This window comes from Coprococcus sp. OM06-34AC, from assembly GCF_003462545.1.
Lineage (GTDB): Bacteria > Bacillota > Clostridia > Lachnospirales > Lachnospiraceae > Coprococcus > Coprococcus aceti.
The window spans coordinates 32,820-49,382 of record NZ_QTZF01000002.1 but is presented as its reverse complement, the minus strand read 5'-3'; the positions used below and the strand labels follow the sequence as shown (position 1 = coordinate 49,382).

The following is a 16,563-nucleotide window of genomic DNA, read 5'->3' as shown; positions in this document are numbered from 1 at the left end:
CAAATAGAATGAATATTGTCTGCATGAAGAAGCTATTCAATTGTAAGTAAATGCTCCACAGTGGGGATCCCCACTGTGGAGCATTTATTTAGAATCATAAAATACAAAATAATATTGAAATATTATAATAGATTATTATAATATTTCAATATAGAGATTGTATGGTAATAAGATGATACGGAATGATGATGTATGTAAATGTCAATGAAAAAGTTTACCAGTCGCTAGCGAAAAAGTTTACCACTCCGCTAACGAATTAGTTTACCATCTGCTATTGAATAAGTTTACCACTTTGGTTCAAATATAAGGGAATGCCCGTGGTAATTGACATTCCCCCAGATGTTAGCCGTAAAGCTTATCAGCTACACCCTCGTATGCATCAAGCATAAGTTCATAGTTGTCATCCAGTTCCTTTACGGTTTGCTGTAGGAGCCAGATATCTTCTATGAGATTGTTGTATTTTTGGATCAGTTCTGACTTCGTCAGATCTGTGTTTTCATCAAGAAAGTGGTACTCATTCATCTGAGACGGCCTCCTTTCCTGAAGTGATCACAGCTGCGTGTTCGTCCCGATAAGGGTTGGACGAGTTCATGTTGAGTACGTGAGACATAAATGTCAGACGCCCAACCAGAGCAGCTACCATTGTTTTATTTTCAAACATAGTTGTCCATTCAGAGAACTTGAGATTAGTTGATACTATAACGCTTTGTCTCTCTGCCCGATCAGATATGATCTTGAATAACAGCTCAGACTGATGAAGGTTGAATGTCAGATAGCTGAGCTCGTCAATTATAAGAAGTTCGGCTTTATCCAGCTGGCGCTCAAGCTTCATGAGGCTTCGATTGTCCTGCGCTTCAATCAGCGAGTTAGCAAGATTTGCTGCAGTGTAGAATTTAACCTTCATGCCCAGGTTGCAGGCCTTGATGCCGAGTGCAATAGACAGATGTGTTTTGCCGGTACCGGGATTCCCGATCATGACTATGTTTTTACGTTTTTTGATAAAGTCACATGTTGCCAGTTCATTAAGATAAGCTTCATCCAGATGTTCAAATCTGTGCAGATCAAGCTCATCAAAAGTTTTCAGATATGGAAAATGGGCCGCTTTAATGTGCCTTTGTCTTGTTGCAGCTTGTCTGGTATCATACTCATTCTTCATAAGTTTGATCAGGAAGTCTGCATAACTGGAATCGTCATTCAGATGCTGTATTATATCGTTGCAATGCTTGAAAGTTGGCAGTTTTAAAAGTTTAGAGTAGAACTCTATTGTCTGCTGTTTTAATTCATCCATCAGCTCACCCCGCATTTCTTATCAAACCTTACGAGATCCGGGTCAGCTACTTCAATGTCATTACTCATGTGAATGATGTTTGTTTCTACCGGTTTGTGCAGATTTGAGCGTATGATATCAACCGTAGGTACTATTCCTGATGGAAGGCTGTGTTTGACAGCAAGGATTTTTTCTTCACCATAATCCACACACAGTCTGAGAAGCTTAACCATTTCGGCATTACCACCGGGAAGCTTTTTGCCCCAGTCGATGAGTTCTTCAGCAACCGTGTCACGTACTGGTTTTGCCTGAAATACGCCTCTTGACTTGCGTTCCAGCAGATCAATGTAGTGCTCAAGGCGGTAAGAAGTTTTTCCTGAACCAAAGAGCCTGTCATGTGTTGCAATAAGTTTTCCATTATACATGATGAGGACTTTATCAGCGTATCCTTTTACGGTTACTGTACGGCGTAGATATCTTACCGGTACTGAGTAGTTATTCTTTTCAAATCTGGCCGTAGAATAATCACCTATCTCAGGAGTTGCAGTGCGGCTTGTATCATACCTATATATAGGAACAGAATGAAGATACAACTGCTCCTCATGGTATGCTTCATTTACACTTATCGTTCTTGACTGAACTTTGTGAGTTTTGCGGTAATTCAGACAATCCTCTATGAGCTTTGCGTTAAGCTCCTCAAGAGACTTGGCTTTTGGTACTGGCACCATAAAATTTCTTCGTGAATAACCGACTAGATTTTCAACCAGACCTTTTTCGTTACCGCTTGCTATGTTACAGAAATCAGTCTGAAATGCATAATGAGCTGCAAATGCCGCATAGCCATCGGTTGCTATAGCATGTTTGCCAAAGCCCTCCCTAACGGCAACTTTGGCATTGTCAAAAATCAATCGATTGGGCACGCCGCCAAAGTGATCAAACATACGTTGCTGGGCTTCGAGAAACGATTCAAGGTTCTGCGTATAAAACAACTGGACAAATATGTCACAGCTGTAACATAATCGCCCGCAGAAGCTGTATAGCTTTTGCTTGACACCATTTAGATAAACAGTGCATTCACCCCAGTCTATCTGTATGGCATCTCCGGGATCATACTCAAGCGGTATGTCTGCCTGTGGATGTACAGAATGCTCTTTTCTAAGATCGTTTACGGCCTTTCTGATAGTGGATTCTCCTCCGGCGAATCCCTTCTCAGCGACAAGACGATCATAAATACGTTTTGCCGTGTGCCGTTGCTTGGCGAGCCCCTCCCGTTCATCTTCTCTGAAACAAGAGAGAATGAATTCGCGAGTCTCGTCGGTGATGATTGTTGAATCCCTGTGGTACTCTTTCCGATTACCCGGGATAGTAGTTCCATCACAATACTTTTTGACTGTCTGCCTGGATATGCCAAGTGTTTTGGCTATGGCACGGATCGACATTCCGTCATTGTGATAGGAACGGATAAGGTAATACATGTCCATTTCTACTTTCACACCTTTCGTCTCCTTCGTAAGATTTTGAACATAAAAATCTTACAGGATGTATTCCAGGTGGTAAACTTATTCAGTAGCGAAATGGACTAAAGTGGTCAACTATTATAATAGCGTTTACAGATGTATGCGATTTAAGAAAGAAATTATAAAAAGATAAGTGCCTCATTGAGGATTGGTTTTGTGATGGAAAGCATAGTGGAAAAGAAAGGGGAGATAAGATGAAAGATGCAATTTCGCAGGTGTACGAGAGTAAAGAAAAACTAATTATTATAGGCTTAACAGGTAGAACAGGTTCGGGATGTAGTAAGGTTGCGGAGATACTTGAAACTAGTAAATTTGAAGATTTACACATGAAATCAGCAAAAAGTTATGATTATAAAAGTAGTGATGAACGTAAGTTTAGTATAATATATGATTATATGAAAGAACCCGGTAGGTGGTTCCCATTTTCTGTTATTGAAGTGAGTTCATTAATCTTTGCAAGTGCTTTCGAGTCTGGAATTGAAGAATTTATAAAATTTATAGATGGAATAACCGATGATTCCATGATAGAAAGTCTACATATCGGTGAAAAGGACAAATTTATAGATCAAATACGTATGATGAGTTACGTTTTTGTAGAAGCTAAAAAGTATAGTTTAAGTCTAGATAATAAAAATGTTGAAGAACTGTCTGATATACAAGTTGAAGAATACTATAACTATTATATGATGCAAGTAAAGAAGGAGAAAAAAAGGTTTAGAGACGTTCTAGATGAACATACTTGTTATTATGTGTATAATGATGAAACGAGAGGAAAACAACAATCGAAGTATCATTTGTATACATATTTAATGCAGAAATTTGGAAATAACATAAGATGTTCTGGTGATCCTTTTGTATCTCAATTTGATGAGAAAAAGTATAATTTTTTTGCCCATAGAATAGATAATTTAATAAAAATAATAAGCAAATATAATGAGATTAAAGGAAATTCTTCTACGAGAATATGTATTGATGCAATAAGAAATCCATATGAATCTATTTTTTTGAGAGATAAATACAGAGCATTTTATTTAATGGCGGTAGGTACAGATGATAGTGATCGTAGAAATAGATTGAGTTATCTTACGTTAGAAGAACAGAAAAATTTGGATAATATAGAGTATCCTGAAAAAACAAAAGAACCTGAAGGTGTATTTTATCACCAAAGTATAGAAAAGTGTATTGAATATGCAGGTATTCATGTGTATAACCCTTCTGTTACAGGCAATAAGTATTATGAGCTTACAGAACAATTGATAAAGTATATTGCACTGATAATACATCCGGGATTGGTAACACCATCACATATTGAACGATGTATGCAATTGGCATATAACACTAAATTTAATTCTGGATGTTTGTCTCGCCAGGTGGGTGCCGTGGTTACAAGAGCGGATTATTCAGTTCAGTCTGTCGGATGGAATGACGTACCCAAAGGGCAGATCCCATGCATGTTACGAGATGTGCAGGGATATTGTAAAAATAGAGATGGAGAATCGTTTAGTAAATTTGAACTAGAGGATAATAGATTTTCGGAAGTAATGCAAAAAATTGATAATAAAGTAGAAAATAAACTTTGTGGAAGAAAAATGACATATTGTTTCAAGGATGTATATAATGGCATGACTGGAGATAAGAATCAAGTGTATACCAGAGCTTTACATGCTGAAGAAAATGCCTTTTTACAGATTTCTAAGTATGGCGGATCCCCGGTTATGGGAGGAAATTTGTTTACCACGGCAAGTCCGTGTGAATTGTGTGCAAAAAAGGCATATCAACTTGGGATAAAGAATATATACTATATAAATCCGTATCCGGGAATATCATATACGCATATTTTATCATTTGGTAAGAAAAACAATCCATGTATGAATTTGTTTTTTGGGGCTATTGGTCAAACCTATTTGGAATTATATGAGCCTCGTATAGCGGTAAAGGATGAATTGGAATTATTGACAGAAGAAAGTATAAAAAAGATTGCACAGGGTGAGGAACAAGAGCAAACGGTAGAGTATGGAGATATTGAATATGAATCAGTTTGTATTGATTTCCAATTCGCAAACAATAGAAGTGAGATAGAGTGTTACAGATCTGTTGAGGCAAAGATATTGGCAGAGGAATTATGTGATGTGAAAAAGAGTATTGTTTGGACAGGAAGTTCTTATGATGGAACCGAATTAGTACCGGAAGAAAGTGATGAAGATATAAGAATTGAACAAACTACAGATTTTTTACCATATACCTATACAATAAAAGCAGATAGAAAGCAAGACAATAAACTAAAATACAAAGTGGTTACAAAAGTTAAAGATGAAAAACAAGTCATGTCTCCATATCTAGCGCATAAAGTACGGAATAAGACTCGTTATTTGGAATTGAAAATATCAAGCAAGCACACAAATGATATCTTTGAAAATGTTACGTATAATGTGTATGCAGATTTGGAAATGAAGACACTTATAGAATCTAAAGAATTAGAGATAAAGGATGTGAACGATGTATATGTGGCTGAAGTAAAAATTGATTCACCAAATGTGAATTACACATATGCTATTAATTGGAAATTTAAAAAAAACAGTCTTGAAAAATTTCTTTTGTAATATATGATAAAGGTAGTGGAGGTGAATATTATGGAAGGTGATTGACATAATAAAAGAATTGTTAGTGTTTGTAAATTTCAATTCTAAATTTCAATAACAAGTTGGACACTGGCTATACAACATCCGCTTGATAGATTTTAGTTTTTTCAAGTAAAGTGTGTAAGTTGGGGATTTTTATAGAGAGACTATGAAGAAAAGTCTGTAAATAATAATCTTCTATGATAATGATTGAGCTGGAAGCACTAAATTGGAGCTTCCAGCTCTTGTTATATATATACGACATGATTTCGGGCATGTCAAGAGTGGACGTCAAAAACGTCCTTCTCATCATGTATACAGATTCTGTTATTCTGGGAGTCTTCCCTCGTACATAATACTGAGTTCACCGTAGACCTGTCCCCAGTTTCGAATGCTCATAGTCCATTTTTTAGTAGCTTCGAAAGTTGCCAGATACAGGGCTTTCAGGAGCACTGTATCACTTGGAAATACGCTTCTCTGACGGTTGAGCTTACGGTAGGTAGAATTCAGACTTTCAATTGCATTGGTCGTGTAAATAACCTTTCTGACATCCGGTGAGAACTTGAAAATCGGCGTTATTGCATCCCAGTTATCATACCAGCGTTTCATAGAATTCGGGTATTTTGCGGTCCATTTTTCAGTAACGCGATCCAGAGCCAGTCTAGCTTTCTCTTCATCGGAAGCATGGTAAATCGTTTTTAGGTCGGAAGCAAACGCTTTTCTGTCCTTATCGGGAACATATTTTAACGTGTTTCTTACCTGATGTACAATACATCTCTGATACTCCGTTTTGGGGAATGCAGCGGCAATTGCCTCTTTAATACCGCTAAGACCATCAGCGCAGATAATCAAGATATCCTTTACACCACGATTCTTCAGCTCATTCAGGACGGACAGCCAGTATTTTGAACTTTCATTATCACCGACCGTGATTGAAAGAACCTCTTTTTTTCCTTCTGTGTTGATGCCAAGAATGACGTTGGCAGCCAGTTTTCTGATCACTCCATTATCTCGTACGGAATAATGGATGGCATCTATATAGAGAATTGGATATACCTCATCCAGCGGTCGATTTTGCCAGTCTTCAATCTGAGGCAGGATTTTATCTGTAACGTCTGAAATAAAGCCTTCTGATGTTTCAAAACCGTAGATATCTCCGATGGTTTCGGATATTTGCCGGGGCGTCATCCCTTTGGCATACATGGAGATAATCTTCTGATCGATATCAGAAATATCCTTCTGACGTTTCTTTACAATCTGTGGCTCAAATGTTGATTTACGGTCCTGTGGAACATCGATATCCATGCTGCCATAGCTGCTGTTTACACGCTTTGATTTATATCCATTGCGGTAATCATCGCTATCAGATCTTTCAGATTTCTGGTAGCCAAGATGATCATCCATTTCTGCTTCCATCATCTCTTTGATGGTGCCGCCAAGCAGATCCTTAAGAGCATCCTGGATATCTTCAGCGGTTTCAATATCATACTCCTGAAGAAGTTGCTGAATGATGTTTCGCTTTCCCTCTGTCATTACTACTTTGTGTACAGGTTTCTTTTCTCTTCTTGCCATAATAAAAGGCCTCCTATGATTTATATTTTACCATAGAAGGCCTTGCTGTTATTAGCTATTTACAGAAAAAGTTTCACACACTCTTTATAAGAGGTCATATTTTATAAGTATGAGGTGACCCCTCAAAGTTAGATTTTTTACTAGACGACTTCGGTCGTCTCGTTTTTCTTTATGCAGCTAGAAGATGGAGTCTGTATTGAACAGGACTCATCCATCCTAACTTTTCTTTTATTCGTTTCTCATTATAGTATTTTATAAAACGTTCTATATCTTCCAAATATTTAGCTGATATTTGAGTTGCAACATCTAATGTTTCTTTTTCTGTTGTTATTTCGGTATATATAATATCATTTATCCATTGAAATTTTTCTGGGACATCTTTAGCAGTAATATTATATAATACCGGAATTACAACGATTTTTTTATTTTTTAGCAATTCATATATTTGCTCCAACTCTGAAATTGCGCAGGGGCTTTCAAATAATGCATGGGATATAATTACTACTACATATCTTGATTTATATAACCCTCTTTCAAAGTTGAGATAGTCACCATCATCTCCAATAAAAAGCTCATCATAATCATACCATATTTTATATCCATAATTTTTCAAATGATAGGATAAAGATTGCGCAACAATATATCTTTCAACATGTGAAAGACAAATAAATATCATAGAGAGACCTCATTGTTATGTAGTTAAATGCAAATTCTTTAATAATATTGTGGCAACAATAGTATAATTGATTGATAACTAATAATTATCTGTTACAAAATTTATAGATTTTTTAATGAGTTCAGACATGTAATTCGAAGCGGCAGATAGAAAAAATGAAACCTAAGAATAAATATATATTTTAATGAAAATGTATAGTGTAAAAAATGTTAAGAATTGCTATATTGTATAACAATATTCATAGTCATGTGATATAATATTCTTGTTTGAAAATAAGAATTGATATAAAGAGAAGAAAATGAGTGGAGATAAAATAGGATAAAATATGGAATGGCTGAAGGAAGATAAACTGCTTATTGAAAATAATAATGATAAGAGTTATGCGAATAAAAAGAAGAGTGAAGTAGTTTATGGAAATTTATTATTATATAAACTGGAAAAAGTAAAACAAGTAGAACTGCCACCTGATTATTCAGTTGATTTTGGGTACTATAAATTACTTTTTTTTACTTTAGAAACATTGAGAGAAATAATTTCTATATTAGAGAGAATTCGTCAAAAAGGAATTAAAAAGGCAATAGTATTTTTTTCTAGTGATATACTGGTTTTTTCTGATGATTTAACAGTGTCTATGACTGAGTATGTTATTTATTATTATTATGCGAAATATGGAATACATGCATATATTGATCATGCTGAAAAAAAAGGAAAAGATATGGAGATTGGACTATCTATAAGAGAAAAAAGAATTCGAAATGGATTTTATTATGGAGAGGCGGGAAGAGGTTTTTTTAGTAATTCGTTTCTTGCGGTAAAAGATTTGTTATGTGATGAAATCACAGAAGATGATTATTTTGCACGATACGATAGATCAAGTAGGTTTAAAAAAATAGTTGGAGAAGGCCCGTGGGATTCTTCGGTAGCTATAAGTGAGTGCAGTACTTTTTTAAGTAATGCCAATGTCAGTAAAAAAGCGATAGATGCGGTGGCAGATGTTATAGGAGAGTTGGCGCCAAATGCGATTGAACACGGAAAAACAAATTGTATGATTGACGTTTGTTTTGAAAGATCCACATCTTTAACGGGAAAAGATTATACAAGTATATCATTGGTCGTATATGATTTTTCAGAAAAGTTATTGTGGAGTGACTTATATACTAAAATTTTTCTGTCCTCAGATGAAATAATACAAAAGCGTCAAAGAATTGGTACAGTAAGAAAAGCATGGAATGAACATAAAAAATATTTTTCTAATGAATATTCTGAGAAAGATTTTTATAATCTTATGGCATTTCAAAGAATATCTGGTAGAGCAGGAGATCGGTATGATGGTGGGCTTGGAATAAGTACATTGGTTGAAAAAGTACGTAATTATAGTGAAAAAGATGAGTGCTATGCTTTATCAGGAAATGGTGCGATGCATTTACAGAGAGAATTAACTGTTCCGGATAGTGACGGTTTTATTGCATTTAATTCAGAACGGCAGTTTGTATACAAAATACCTGATAAAGATGGAGTTTTAAAAACGAAATTTTACATGCCAGGAGTTGCATATAATATGATTTTTTATTTTGAGGAGGTTAATGATGGTGAATATAGAGATTAGAATAGACGTGCCTGATAATGTGAGTATTGTTGCAGGTCCTGGTCCAGGGAGAGACGCATACAAAAGGAATAAACATGTAATAGACATTGACTGTATGAATATTATAAGCTTCCCTGCACATGTAAACAGGATAATAGGTTCTTTTTTTACTGGATTCTTTGAAGAATTGAGAAAAAATATGACGCCAGGAGAAATAAAAGAACATTTTGCGTTTGAGGAATCAATGCAGTGTTATGAAAGTGCAATGCAAGCCTTTAATAAATATATAGCTGATAACGAGTAAGGAGACTTGAATGGGCGATTTCCTTAAGGGTTTTTTAGAACTACTTGAATATGCGGATGAACATGATGGCATTTTGGCAATGTTAGGAATTGCGGTAACAATTATTATTTTTCGTAGAGAAGTTGCTAACAATTTTTACACTTTAGAAAAGGAAAATTTTAATAAAGTGTTTGAGCCGGCTTATAAGATTATACCTCAAAAAATAAAGCAACTTGAGAATGCGGGAATTGAGCAGTGGAATCAATGCTTTGAAGAATTGTTAGGTGAATTTTCAAAAATGTTAGATGGAGCAAATTATTTTCGATATACGATGCCATATTTGTATAAACTTATAGAGATGTATGTTGATGAAATTGAGGATCTTTCAAGGCATGATAATTGGAGATTATATAGATGTTCTGAAAGACAACTACAATTAGTTACAAAAAAATCGCGTAGGATAATAAGATCGATTGACAATGCATCTAAAGGTAAAGTATTTATAATAAAATTAAGTGGATTAAAGTGGATTCGAAAAATAAAAGATGTAGTTATGAGATTAATTGTGGATCAACCGTACGACAGAATTGCGAGTCAGGTAAAAAAGTTGTCTTGTTATGAAGCTGTTACATTCAATGACACAAGAGGAGAAATATATTCAGAAGAGGAACTTGATAGACTTAAGTGGGGGCATATACAGATTTGTTCTAAAACAGGTTACAATGTGGTTAAGGTAGTTCCAATTCAAAAAACAGGAATAGTTCGTTTTGGATATTCATTTAATTTTCGAATTGGGAGAAGAATCGGAAGAATTACAATAAAAACCCCAAAAGATAGGAGTGTGAAAATTCGCCAATTACATCATATTGTAAAATTAGATCTAGTAGATACATGGGCTCATAAATTGGTGATAATATGGAAAAAGGAAGATGATAATTGTTTGTATTATGATGTGGTAAAAATTAGACGTTACATAGCTTAATATCAAAAATAGTGATTGCCAGCCGAAATGGCTGGCAATTGGTGTATACATGCAAATTTGGTTAGTGGTCAGGGGCTTATTCTGTAAAAAACGCCATAGCCTCTGTGCATATAATCATTCATATCAAAAATTTTTTACATCTAAGACAAGTGTTATGAGTAGTTAAAATAAAACAAATATTGTATGTTGTCAAAATGTGTAATGGATTTTATTGGAGATAAAAGATGTTTAATTACAAAAACCTGTGTGACTACGAATTTGAAATATTGTGCAAAGATATAATGCAGAAGAAGCTGGGTGTTCCACTTCAGATATTTGCGAGGGGCCGTGATGGAGGCATTGATATAACTGATGATACTGTGAGCAAAAATGTTGTTATACAGGTCAAGCATTATATCAATAGCAAATACAGTGATCTTATATCAAGCCTGAAGAAGGAGGTTTCGAAGGTTGCTGAGCTGAAACCGGAGAAATATTATGTGTGCAGCGCATTGGAGCTTACCCCTGCAAATAAGACGGAGATTTTCAATTTGTTTGCGGGATACATGGAAGGTTCATGTAATATATTGTCGTTGAATGATATAGATGAGTATCTGCAGGATCCGGCAAATATGGATATAGTGCGCAAGCATTACAAATTGTGGCTTGAATCCGCAAATATATTGGAAGAGATTGATAGCAGAGATATTTTTATAGATTGCGAAACGCTTCTCTACAACATAAAAGAGGAACAGAGAGAATTTGTTGAAACATTGAGCTACAGACAGTGTATAGATGTCCTTGAGCGTAATCGTTTGTTGATGATTCTTGGAATGCCGGGAACTGGAAAGACCATGACGACCAAGATGCTTGCTTTGTATTACGCAGCACTGGGTTACCGGATTATTTATACGACAAATGGGGATCTGCAGAGCATAAAGAAAGCTTTGTCAGTTGATAAGGAATCTAAAGAGATTATTCTGTTGGATGACTGCCTTGGACAGTATTACTTCAGAATGAAGGACACCCAGGAAAATGAACTGATGTCTTTGATCAAATATGTGTTGATGCATAAGAACAAGAAACTCATCATGAACTCCAGGGTGACGATATTTCAGCATGCGAAGGAAGCTTACATAGAGCTGAACAGTTTTATAGACACGGAGAAGGTGCGGCTCCAGTATATTGATATGGATTCTATGACCATTGAAGACAAGGGAAGGATATTCAAGAATCATTTGTATTTCAGAAATATACCATCGGATCATTATGTTCAGATCCTGAAAAATAATAATTATCGTTGGATAGTCAAACACAGGAATTATACACCGCGTATCATAGAGTATGTTACGCGGCAAAATGTATCCAACAAGATTGCTGCTGGCGAATATTGTGAATTTATAAGGAGATGCCTGGATAATCCTACTGAAATCTGGAGAGATGAGTTTAACAACAGGCTCAAGGCAGAAGACAGGATTTTCCTTACCTCACTGTTTTCGTTGACGGAAGTTGGTGTGGAGGACAAGGTACTGCGCAGAGTATTCAATGCTCGTATTACGAAAAGAACTGATATAGACACAACCCGAAATGTGTGGGAAACAGTATTGAAGCGGATGGAGGGAACATTTGTCAAGATCATAGAGAACAAAGGCGTGCGGCAAATTGGAGCTATCAACCCATCTGTAAATGATTTTTTGAAGAATTATCTGGACGAGAATGAACCTGAGGTTGAAGAAATCGGGAGAAACGCCACGGAATATATTCAGATTGTCAGAGGATTCGGCCCGGACATAGTGGATATTGTTAGATCTGGAGATGCAAGTAAATACAATTTCAAAAGCGATGTTGAAAGGCAGCTTGTCATATTGTCGAATATATGTGAGCTGGGTATATGCATGGAGCAATACAGAGATATTGTCAGGACATTTGTGGAGTCTTTGCCATATGCGTTTTATAACAAAGCAAGTACATTTACTGTAGTGCCTTCTTTGCTTTCAGAGCCGCTGGCATCATATTATGGTACACGTGAACATTTGTCGTCAGAGGCGTTGGATGACCTGCTGGATTCGATGGATTTTGACGATTTTTGTGTATTTGAAGAAAATCTGAAGAATAATGGACTGGAACTGTGTGAACTGGTGGACAGTGATGTTGTTCTGGAAAAGCTGGACAAGGCCATGCGGGATTACATAGATGGATATGACAGATCCGAAAGTTATACAAATCAGGATACATATGAACTTTTTAAGGAGAATACGATATACAACGGAGTGTATCATGAGGTTGATGTAGATAAGGTTGTAAATATTTTAGCGGATTGCGTGCGGGATGATATATATGACGATGTGACAGGTAAATTGGCAGTATTCCCTTGTGCGATAACAGATGACATTGACTTATCCAGATATGATATCTGGGCGAATGCTGGTGAGATTGAGAGTTATGTGTGCGATGTGCTGGCTGATCCTGGTGACAGAGATTATGGCGATTTTTATGATGGTGATAGTTCTTATTCGGGGCATTTGGATGGGATGGATGAGTTGGATTTTATATTTGCGGAGTGATGACTTTAGGCATACTAAGCAATGAGTTAATATCATTGCTAACATGGACAGAAAAAATATATACATGTTTACTAATTAAGATAAGGGAAAAGATTATGAATAAGGGTAAAGAAAGAAAAAAATGTTATGTTGATTTAAAAAAAGAATTTACTATTTACAAATATGTATGTCGTAGACGTATAAAATTTAATGAGAGAAAAAGTTTGAACGATCTAGTTAAATTCGATACCCATAATGAATGGATACACTATGTAGTATGTTCAAATAAAGTCTATTCAAAAGATGAACTAGAGGAATTTAGAGCATATCTCATACAAAGACAAAGAAATATTAATCCGAGTAAGGAGTATTGGTCACTATCGGTGCCGGTTTGTATGACTATAATCCTCGATAGAGCGATGAATATGTTGGATGTTTTGGGAAAAATTCAAAAGAAATCAGTGGGAATAATAATGGTTATAATTATAGGAGTGTTTGTTATTGAAGTATTTATAGTAGGAGTACTGGTGTTTCTTATAAAAAATATAGGAGATTATGAAGATAGAATAAATTTTTATAAAGATTATATATCTATAATTGAGAACATGATAAAAAAATTATAGTAAAATTCTATGTTGTACAATACTAAGAGTTAAATCAAATTTTTATTTGTTCACAATAATTTCGGGGGGATATAACCAGCAAAACTAAGTCAAAAATGCTCCTTGAAATACCCCACCCGCTTCTATATAATTAAGATATATTTGTTACGGAAAATGAACTATTTAGCCCGGTTTTACAGGGCTGAAGTTCAATACCAGGGAGGATTTACTATGAGGTTGGTTACAAGATCGGATTTTGATGGACTTGCGTGTGGCGCACTGCTGAAGGAAGCGGGAATTATTGATCATTGGAAGTTTGCGCATCCGAAGGATCTTCAGGACGGATTGATCGAGGTTACGGAGGATGACTGCCTTGCAAATGTGCCATTTGTTGAGGGCTGTGGACTTTGGTTCGATCATCATTCAAGTGAGCATGAGAGACTGGCGCTTGAGGGTAAATACAAGGGGGAGAGTCGTATAACTCCATCGTGCGCTAGAATAATCTATGAGTATTATGGAGGCAGAGAGAGATTTCCGCAGTTTGACGATATGATGGAGGCTGTTGATAAGGTTGATTCAGGTAATCTTACCATCGATGAGGTACAGAATCCAAAGGGATGGATACTTATTGGATTCCTGATGGATCCTAGAACCGGACTTGGAAGATTCAGGAATTTCACCATATCAAACTACCAGCTTATGGAGAAGCTTATAGATGCATGTCGTACCATGACCACTGATGAGATACTTGCCATGCCGGATATACAGGAGAGAATAGTTCTGTATAATGAGCAGACAGAGAAGTTCAAGGAGATGGTCAAGGCACATACCATAGTGGACGGTAATCTTATCATAAGCGATCTTCGCGGAGTGGATCCGATATACACCGGCAATCGTTTCATGATATACAGTATGTATCCTGAACAGAATGTGTCAGCGTGGATAGTAAGCGGACGTGGTGGACAGGGATGTTCGGCAGCAGTTGGATACAGTATCCTGAACCGCACAGCGACCATGGATGTTGGAAGCCTTATGCTCAAGTATGGTGGCGGTGGACACAGGAAGGTTGGTACGTGTCAGTTCAAGGATGACGAGATGGATACAAGACTTCCTCAGATGCTTGAGGAGCTCAAGGCTCAGGCTAATTCATAAGAAATATTGACAAAAAATAACCGAATGATACAAGTTTTAATTCGTATCATTCGGTTATTTTTTATGTTATAAAAATGTTCTTAAAGGTCTTCTTAAAGATTAGTCTCTCTGGAACAGATCTCTTGTGTATACCTTGTCTTTGATGTCGTCGAGGCATGAATTGTACCTGTTGGCGATGACAGCGTCGGACATGGATTTGAATTTGTCTAGGTCATTTACAACTTTGCTTCCGAAGAATGTGGTTCCGTCTTCAAGGGTTGGCTCGTATACAACGACGGTTGCGCCCTTGGCTTTGATACGCTTCATGACACCCTGTATACTGCTCTGGCGGAAGTTGTCGGAGTTGCTCTTCATCGTCAGTCTGTATACACCTATGACACATTCCTTCTCCTGGGCTGCTGAGTAATCCCCGTTATTGTTGTAGTCGTAGTAGCCTGCGATGGAGAGAACGCGGTCTGCGATGAAGTCCTTTCTCGTTCTGTTGCTCTCAACGATGGCGCTCATCATATTCTGGGGCACGTCGTTGTAGTTGGCAAGGAGCTGCTTTGTATCCTTTGGCAGACAGTATCCGCCGTATCCAAATGATGGGTTGTTGTAGTGTGTTCCGATTCTTGGGTCGAGACATACGCCGTTTATGATGTCCTGTGTGTTAAGTCCCTTCATCTCTGCGTATGTGTCAAGCTCGTTGAAGTAGGACACGCGGAGTGCGAGATAGGTATTTGCAAATAACTTTACAGCCTCAGCTTCGGTGAAGCCCATGAACAGAGTGTCTATATCTTCCTTGAGGGCACCCTCCTGAAGCAGTGCGGCAAATGTATGGGATGCCTTAACTATCTTCTCGTCATTCTTGTCTGTGCTGACAATTATCCTTGATGGATAGAGGTTGTCGTACAGTGCCTTTGATTCACGAAGAAACTCTGGGCTGAAAATGATATTTGACGTGTTGTATTTCTTCCTTACGGACTCGGTATATCCAACTGGTATAGTTGATTTGATGACCATGATGGCATCCGGGTTGACCTTGAGGACGAGCTCGATAACGGCCTCAACGGCTGATGTGTCGAAATAGTTCTTGTTGCTGTCGTAGTTTGTCGGAGCAGCTATGATTACGAAATCTGCATCCTTGTATGCTGATTTGCCATCGAGAGTTGCTGTGAGATCAAGCTCCTTCTCGGCGAGATATTTCTCAATATAGTCGTCCTGTATAGGGGATTTCTTGTTGTTGATGAGATCAACCTTTTCAGGGATGATGTCAACTGCCGTTACATGGTTGTGCTGTGCCAGCAGGGTCGCAATGGACAGACCAACGTAACCGGTTCCTGCCACTGCAATGTTCAGTGGGGATGGAGACTCGAGCTTGTGTGCGCCAGCATTGATGAACATTTCTGTGAGGTCGAAGTTCAAAACCTCTGACAAACTTTCGAGCTGCTCTATAGAAGGAACAAAATCCTTCTGCTCTATTCTGGAAATGAGTGCTCTGTTGATACCGGTTGCATCGGCGAGCTGAGCCTGGGTCATACCCTTTTCTTTTCTTCCGTTCATGACAGTGTCAGCGAGACGTGACTGTGATAATTTCTTCATGATCAAAATTCCTTTCTCTGATGAGTATTCTCTATTATTCTTAGAAGTATTATTCAAAACTAGCAACAAATGTTAATATTTATAACATTTACAATGCCATAATACATGTAAAAACGGCATAAATCAAGAGAAAAATGTATTTTAAACATAAAGCCATACACAATTAATGTTAATTAAAATAACATGCATAAAACAACTGAAAATAT

At 37.0% G+C, this 16,563-nt stretch carries 13 protein-coding genes; 7 read left to right on the top strand and 6 right to left on the bottom strand.

What is annotated here, in order from left to right; translation table 11 throughout:
• Window positions 1–342: 342 nt before the first annotated feature.
• Genes DXB91_RS03480 through istA form a run of 3 tightly spaced genes read right to left on the bottom strand, consistent with a single transcriptional unit; the run spans window position 343 to window position 2,760 of the window.
• Window positions 343–522 (bottom strand): hypothetical protein, encoded by a 180-nt coding sequence (locus tag DXB91_RS03480; protein ID WP_117551230.1) that lies wholly within the window; start codon window positions 520–522, stop codon window positions 343–345.
• On the bottom strand, window positions 515–1,288 hold the full coding sequence (istB, locus tag DXB91_RS03475; protein ID WP_117551228.1) for an IS21-like element helper ATPase IstB: 774 nt from the start codon (window positions 1,286–1,288) through the stop codon (window positions 515–517). Before istB ends, DXB91_RS03480 begins: the two co-directional genes overlap by 8 nt.
• Window positions 1,288–2,760, bottom strand: a complete 1,473-nt coding sequence (gene istA / locus DXB91_RS03470) for an IS21 family transposase (RefSeq protein WP_117551226.1) — start codon at window positions 2,758–2,760, stop codon at window positions 1,288–1,290. Before istA ends, istB begins: the two co-directional genes overlap by 1 nt.
• A 218-nt stretch (window positions 2,761–2,978) precedes the next feature.
• On the opposite strand from istA, the gene DXB91_RS03465 reads away from it, so the two are divergent.
• On the top strand, window positions 2,979–5,384 hold the full coding sequence (locus DXB91_RS03465) for a dCMP deaminase (protein ID WP_118016826.1): 2,406 nt from the start codon (window positions 2,979–2,981) through the stop codon (window positions 5,382–5,384).
• A 345-nt stretch (window positions 5,385–5,729) separates the two neighbouring features.
• On the opposite strand, the gene DXB91_RS03460 is transcribed toward DXB91_RS03465, so the two are convergent.
• A complete protein-coding gene (locus DXB91_RS03460; protein ID WP_118016825.1) occupies window positions 5,730–6,974 on the bottom strand; it encodes an IS256 family transposase in 1,245 nt (414 codons plus the stop codon).
• Window positions 6,975–7,143: 169 nt separating this feature from the next.
• Window positions 7,144–7,650 carry a toll/interleukin-1 receptor domain-containing protein gene (locus tag DXB91_RS03455; protein WP_118016824.1) on the bottom strand — a complete coding sequence of 169 codons (507 nt, stop codon included), beginning with the start codon at window positions 7,648–7,650 and terminating at the stop codon, window positions 7,144–7,146.
• A gap of 325 nt (window positions 7,651–7,975) precedes the next feature.
• On the opposite strand from DXB91_RS03455, the gene DXB91_RS03450 reads away from it, so the two are divergent.
• The 6 genes from DXB91_RS03450 to DXB91_RS03425 all read left to right on the top strand — a co-directional run bounded on the left by DXB91_RS03450 (window position 7,976) and on the right by DXB91_RS03425 (window position 14,776).
• Window positions 7,976–9,256, top strand: coding sequence for a hypothetical protein (locus tag DXB91_RS03450; protein ID WP_118016823.1), 1,281 nt, complete (start codon window positions 7,976–7,978; stop codon window positions 9,254–9,256).
• Window positions 9,237–9,539: a hypothetical protein gene (locus DXB91_RS03445; RefSeq protein WP_118016822.1), complete on the top strand. Its 303-nt coding sequence runs from the start codon at window positions 9,237–9,239 to the stop codon at window positions 9,537–9,539. Before DXB91_RS03450 ends, DXB91_RS03445 begins: the two co-directional genes overlap by 20 nt.
• Window positions 9,540–9,549: 10 nt before the next feature.
• Window positions 9,550–10,500, top strand: a complete 951-nt coding sequence (locus DXB91_RS03440) for a hypothetical protein (protein WP_118016821.1) — start codon at window positions 9,550–9,552, stop codon at window positions 10,498–10,500.
• A gap of 224 nt (window positions 10,501–10,724) precedes the next feature.
• On the top strand, window positions 10,725–13,043 hold the full coding sequence (locus tag DXB91_RS03435) for an ATP-binding protein (protein ID WP_118016820.1): 2,319 nt from the start codon (window positions 10,725–10,727) through the stop codon (window positions 13,041–13,043).
• Window positions 13,044–13,138: 95 nt separating this feature from the next.
• Entirely contained in the window at window positions 13,139–13,645 is a 507-nt protein-coding gene (locus DXB91_RS03430; RefSeq protein WP_147343969.1) for a hypothetical protein, read from the top strand.
• A 210-nt stretch (window positions 13,646–13,855) separates the two neighbouring features.
• Window positions 13,856–14,776 (top strand): hypothetical protein, encoded by a 921-nt coding sequence (locus tag DXB91_RS03425; protein ID WP_055223542.1) that lies wholly within the window; start codon window positions 13,856–13,858, stop codon window positions 14,774–14,776.
• Window positions 14,777–14,875: 99 nt separating this feature from the next.
• Here DXB91_RS03425 and DXB91_RS03420 read toward each other — a convergent pair whose 3' ends face one another.
• On the bottom strand, window positions 14,876–16,357 hold the full coding sequence (locus DXB91_RS03420; protein ID WP_022215939.1) for a nucleotide sugar dehydrogenase: 1,482 nt from the start codon (window positions 16,355–16,357) through the stop codon (window positions 14,876–14,878).
• Between the last annotated feature and the right edge of the window lie 206 nt (window positions 16,358–16,563).

Coding starts and splice junctions, on each gene's coding strand:
- DXB91_RS03440 (WP_118016821.1), top strand. CDS start 9,550: ATGGGCGATTTCCTTAAGGGTTTTTTAGAACTACTTGAATATGCGGAT.
- DXB91_RS03445 (WP_118016822.1), top strand. CDS start 9,237: ATGGTGAATATAGAGATTAGAATAGACGTGCCTGATAATGTGAGTATT.
- DXB91_RS03435 (WP_118016820.1), top strand. CDS start 10,725: ATGTTTAATTACAAAAACCTGTGTGACTACGAATTTGAAATATTGTGC.
- DXB91_RS03450 (WP_118016823.1), top strand. CDS start 7,976: ATGGAATGGCTGAAGGAAGATAAACTGCTTATTGAAAATAATAATGAT.
- DXB91_RS03420 (WP_022215939.1), bottom strand. CDS start 16,357: ATGAAGAAATTATCACAGTCACGTCTCGCTGACACTGTCATGAACGGA.
- DXB91_RS03455 (WP_118016824.1), bottom strand. CDS start 7,650: ATGATATTTATTTGTCTTTCACATGTTGAAAGATATATTGTTGCGCAA.
- DXB91_RS03480 (WP_117551230.1), bottom strand. CDS start 522: ATGAATGAGTACCACTTTCTTGATGAAAACACAGATCTGACGAAGTCA.
- DXB91_RS03425 (WP_055223542.1), top strand. CDS start 13,856: ATGAGGTTGGTTACAAGATCGGATTTTGATGGACTTGCGTGTGGCGCA.
- DXB91_RS03465 (WP_118016826.1), top strand. CDS start 2,979: ATGAAAGATGCAATTTCGCAGGTGTACGAGAGTAAAGAAAAACTAATT.
- DXB91_RS03460 (WP_118016825.1), bottom strand. CDS start 6,974: ATGGCAAGAAGAGAAAAGAAACCTGTACACAAAGTAGTAATGACAGAG.
- DXB91_RS03430 (WP_147343969.1), top strand. CDS start 13,139: ATGAATAAGGGTAAAGAAAGAAAAAAATGTTATGTTGATTTAAAAAAA.
- istB (WP_117551228.1), bottom strand. CDS start 1,288: ATGGATGAATTAAAACAGCAGACAATAGAGTTCTACTCTAAACTTTTA.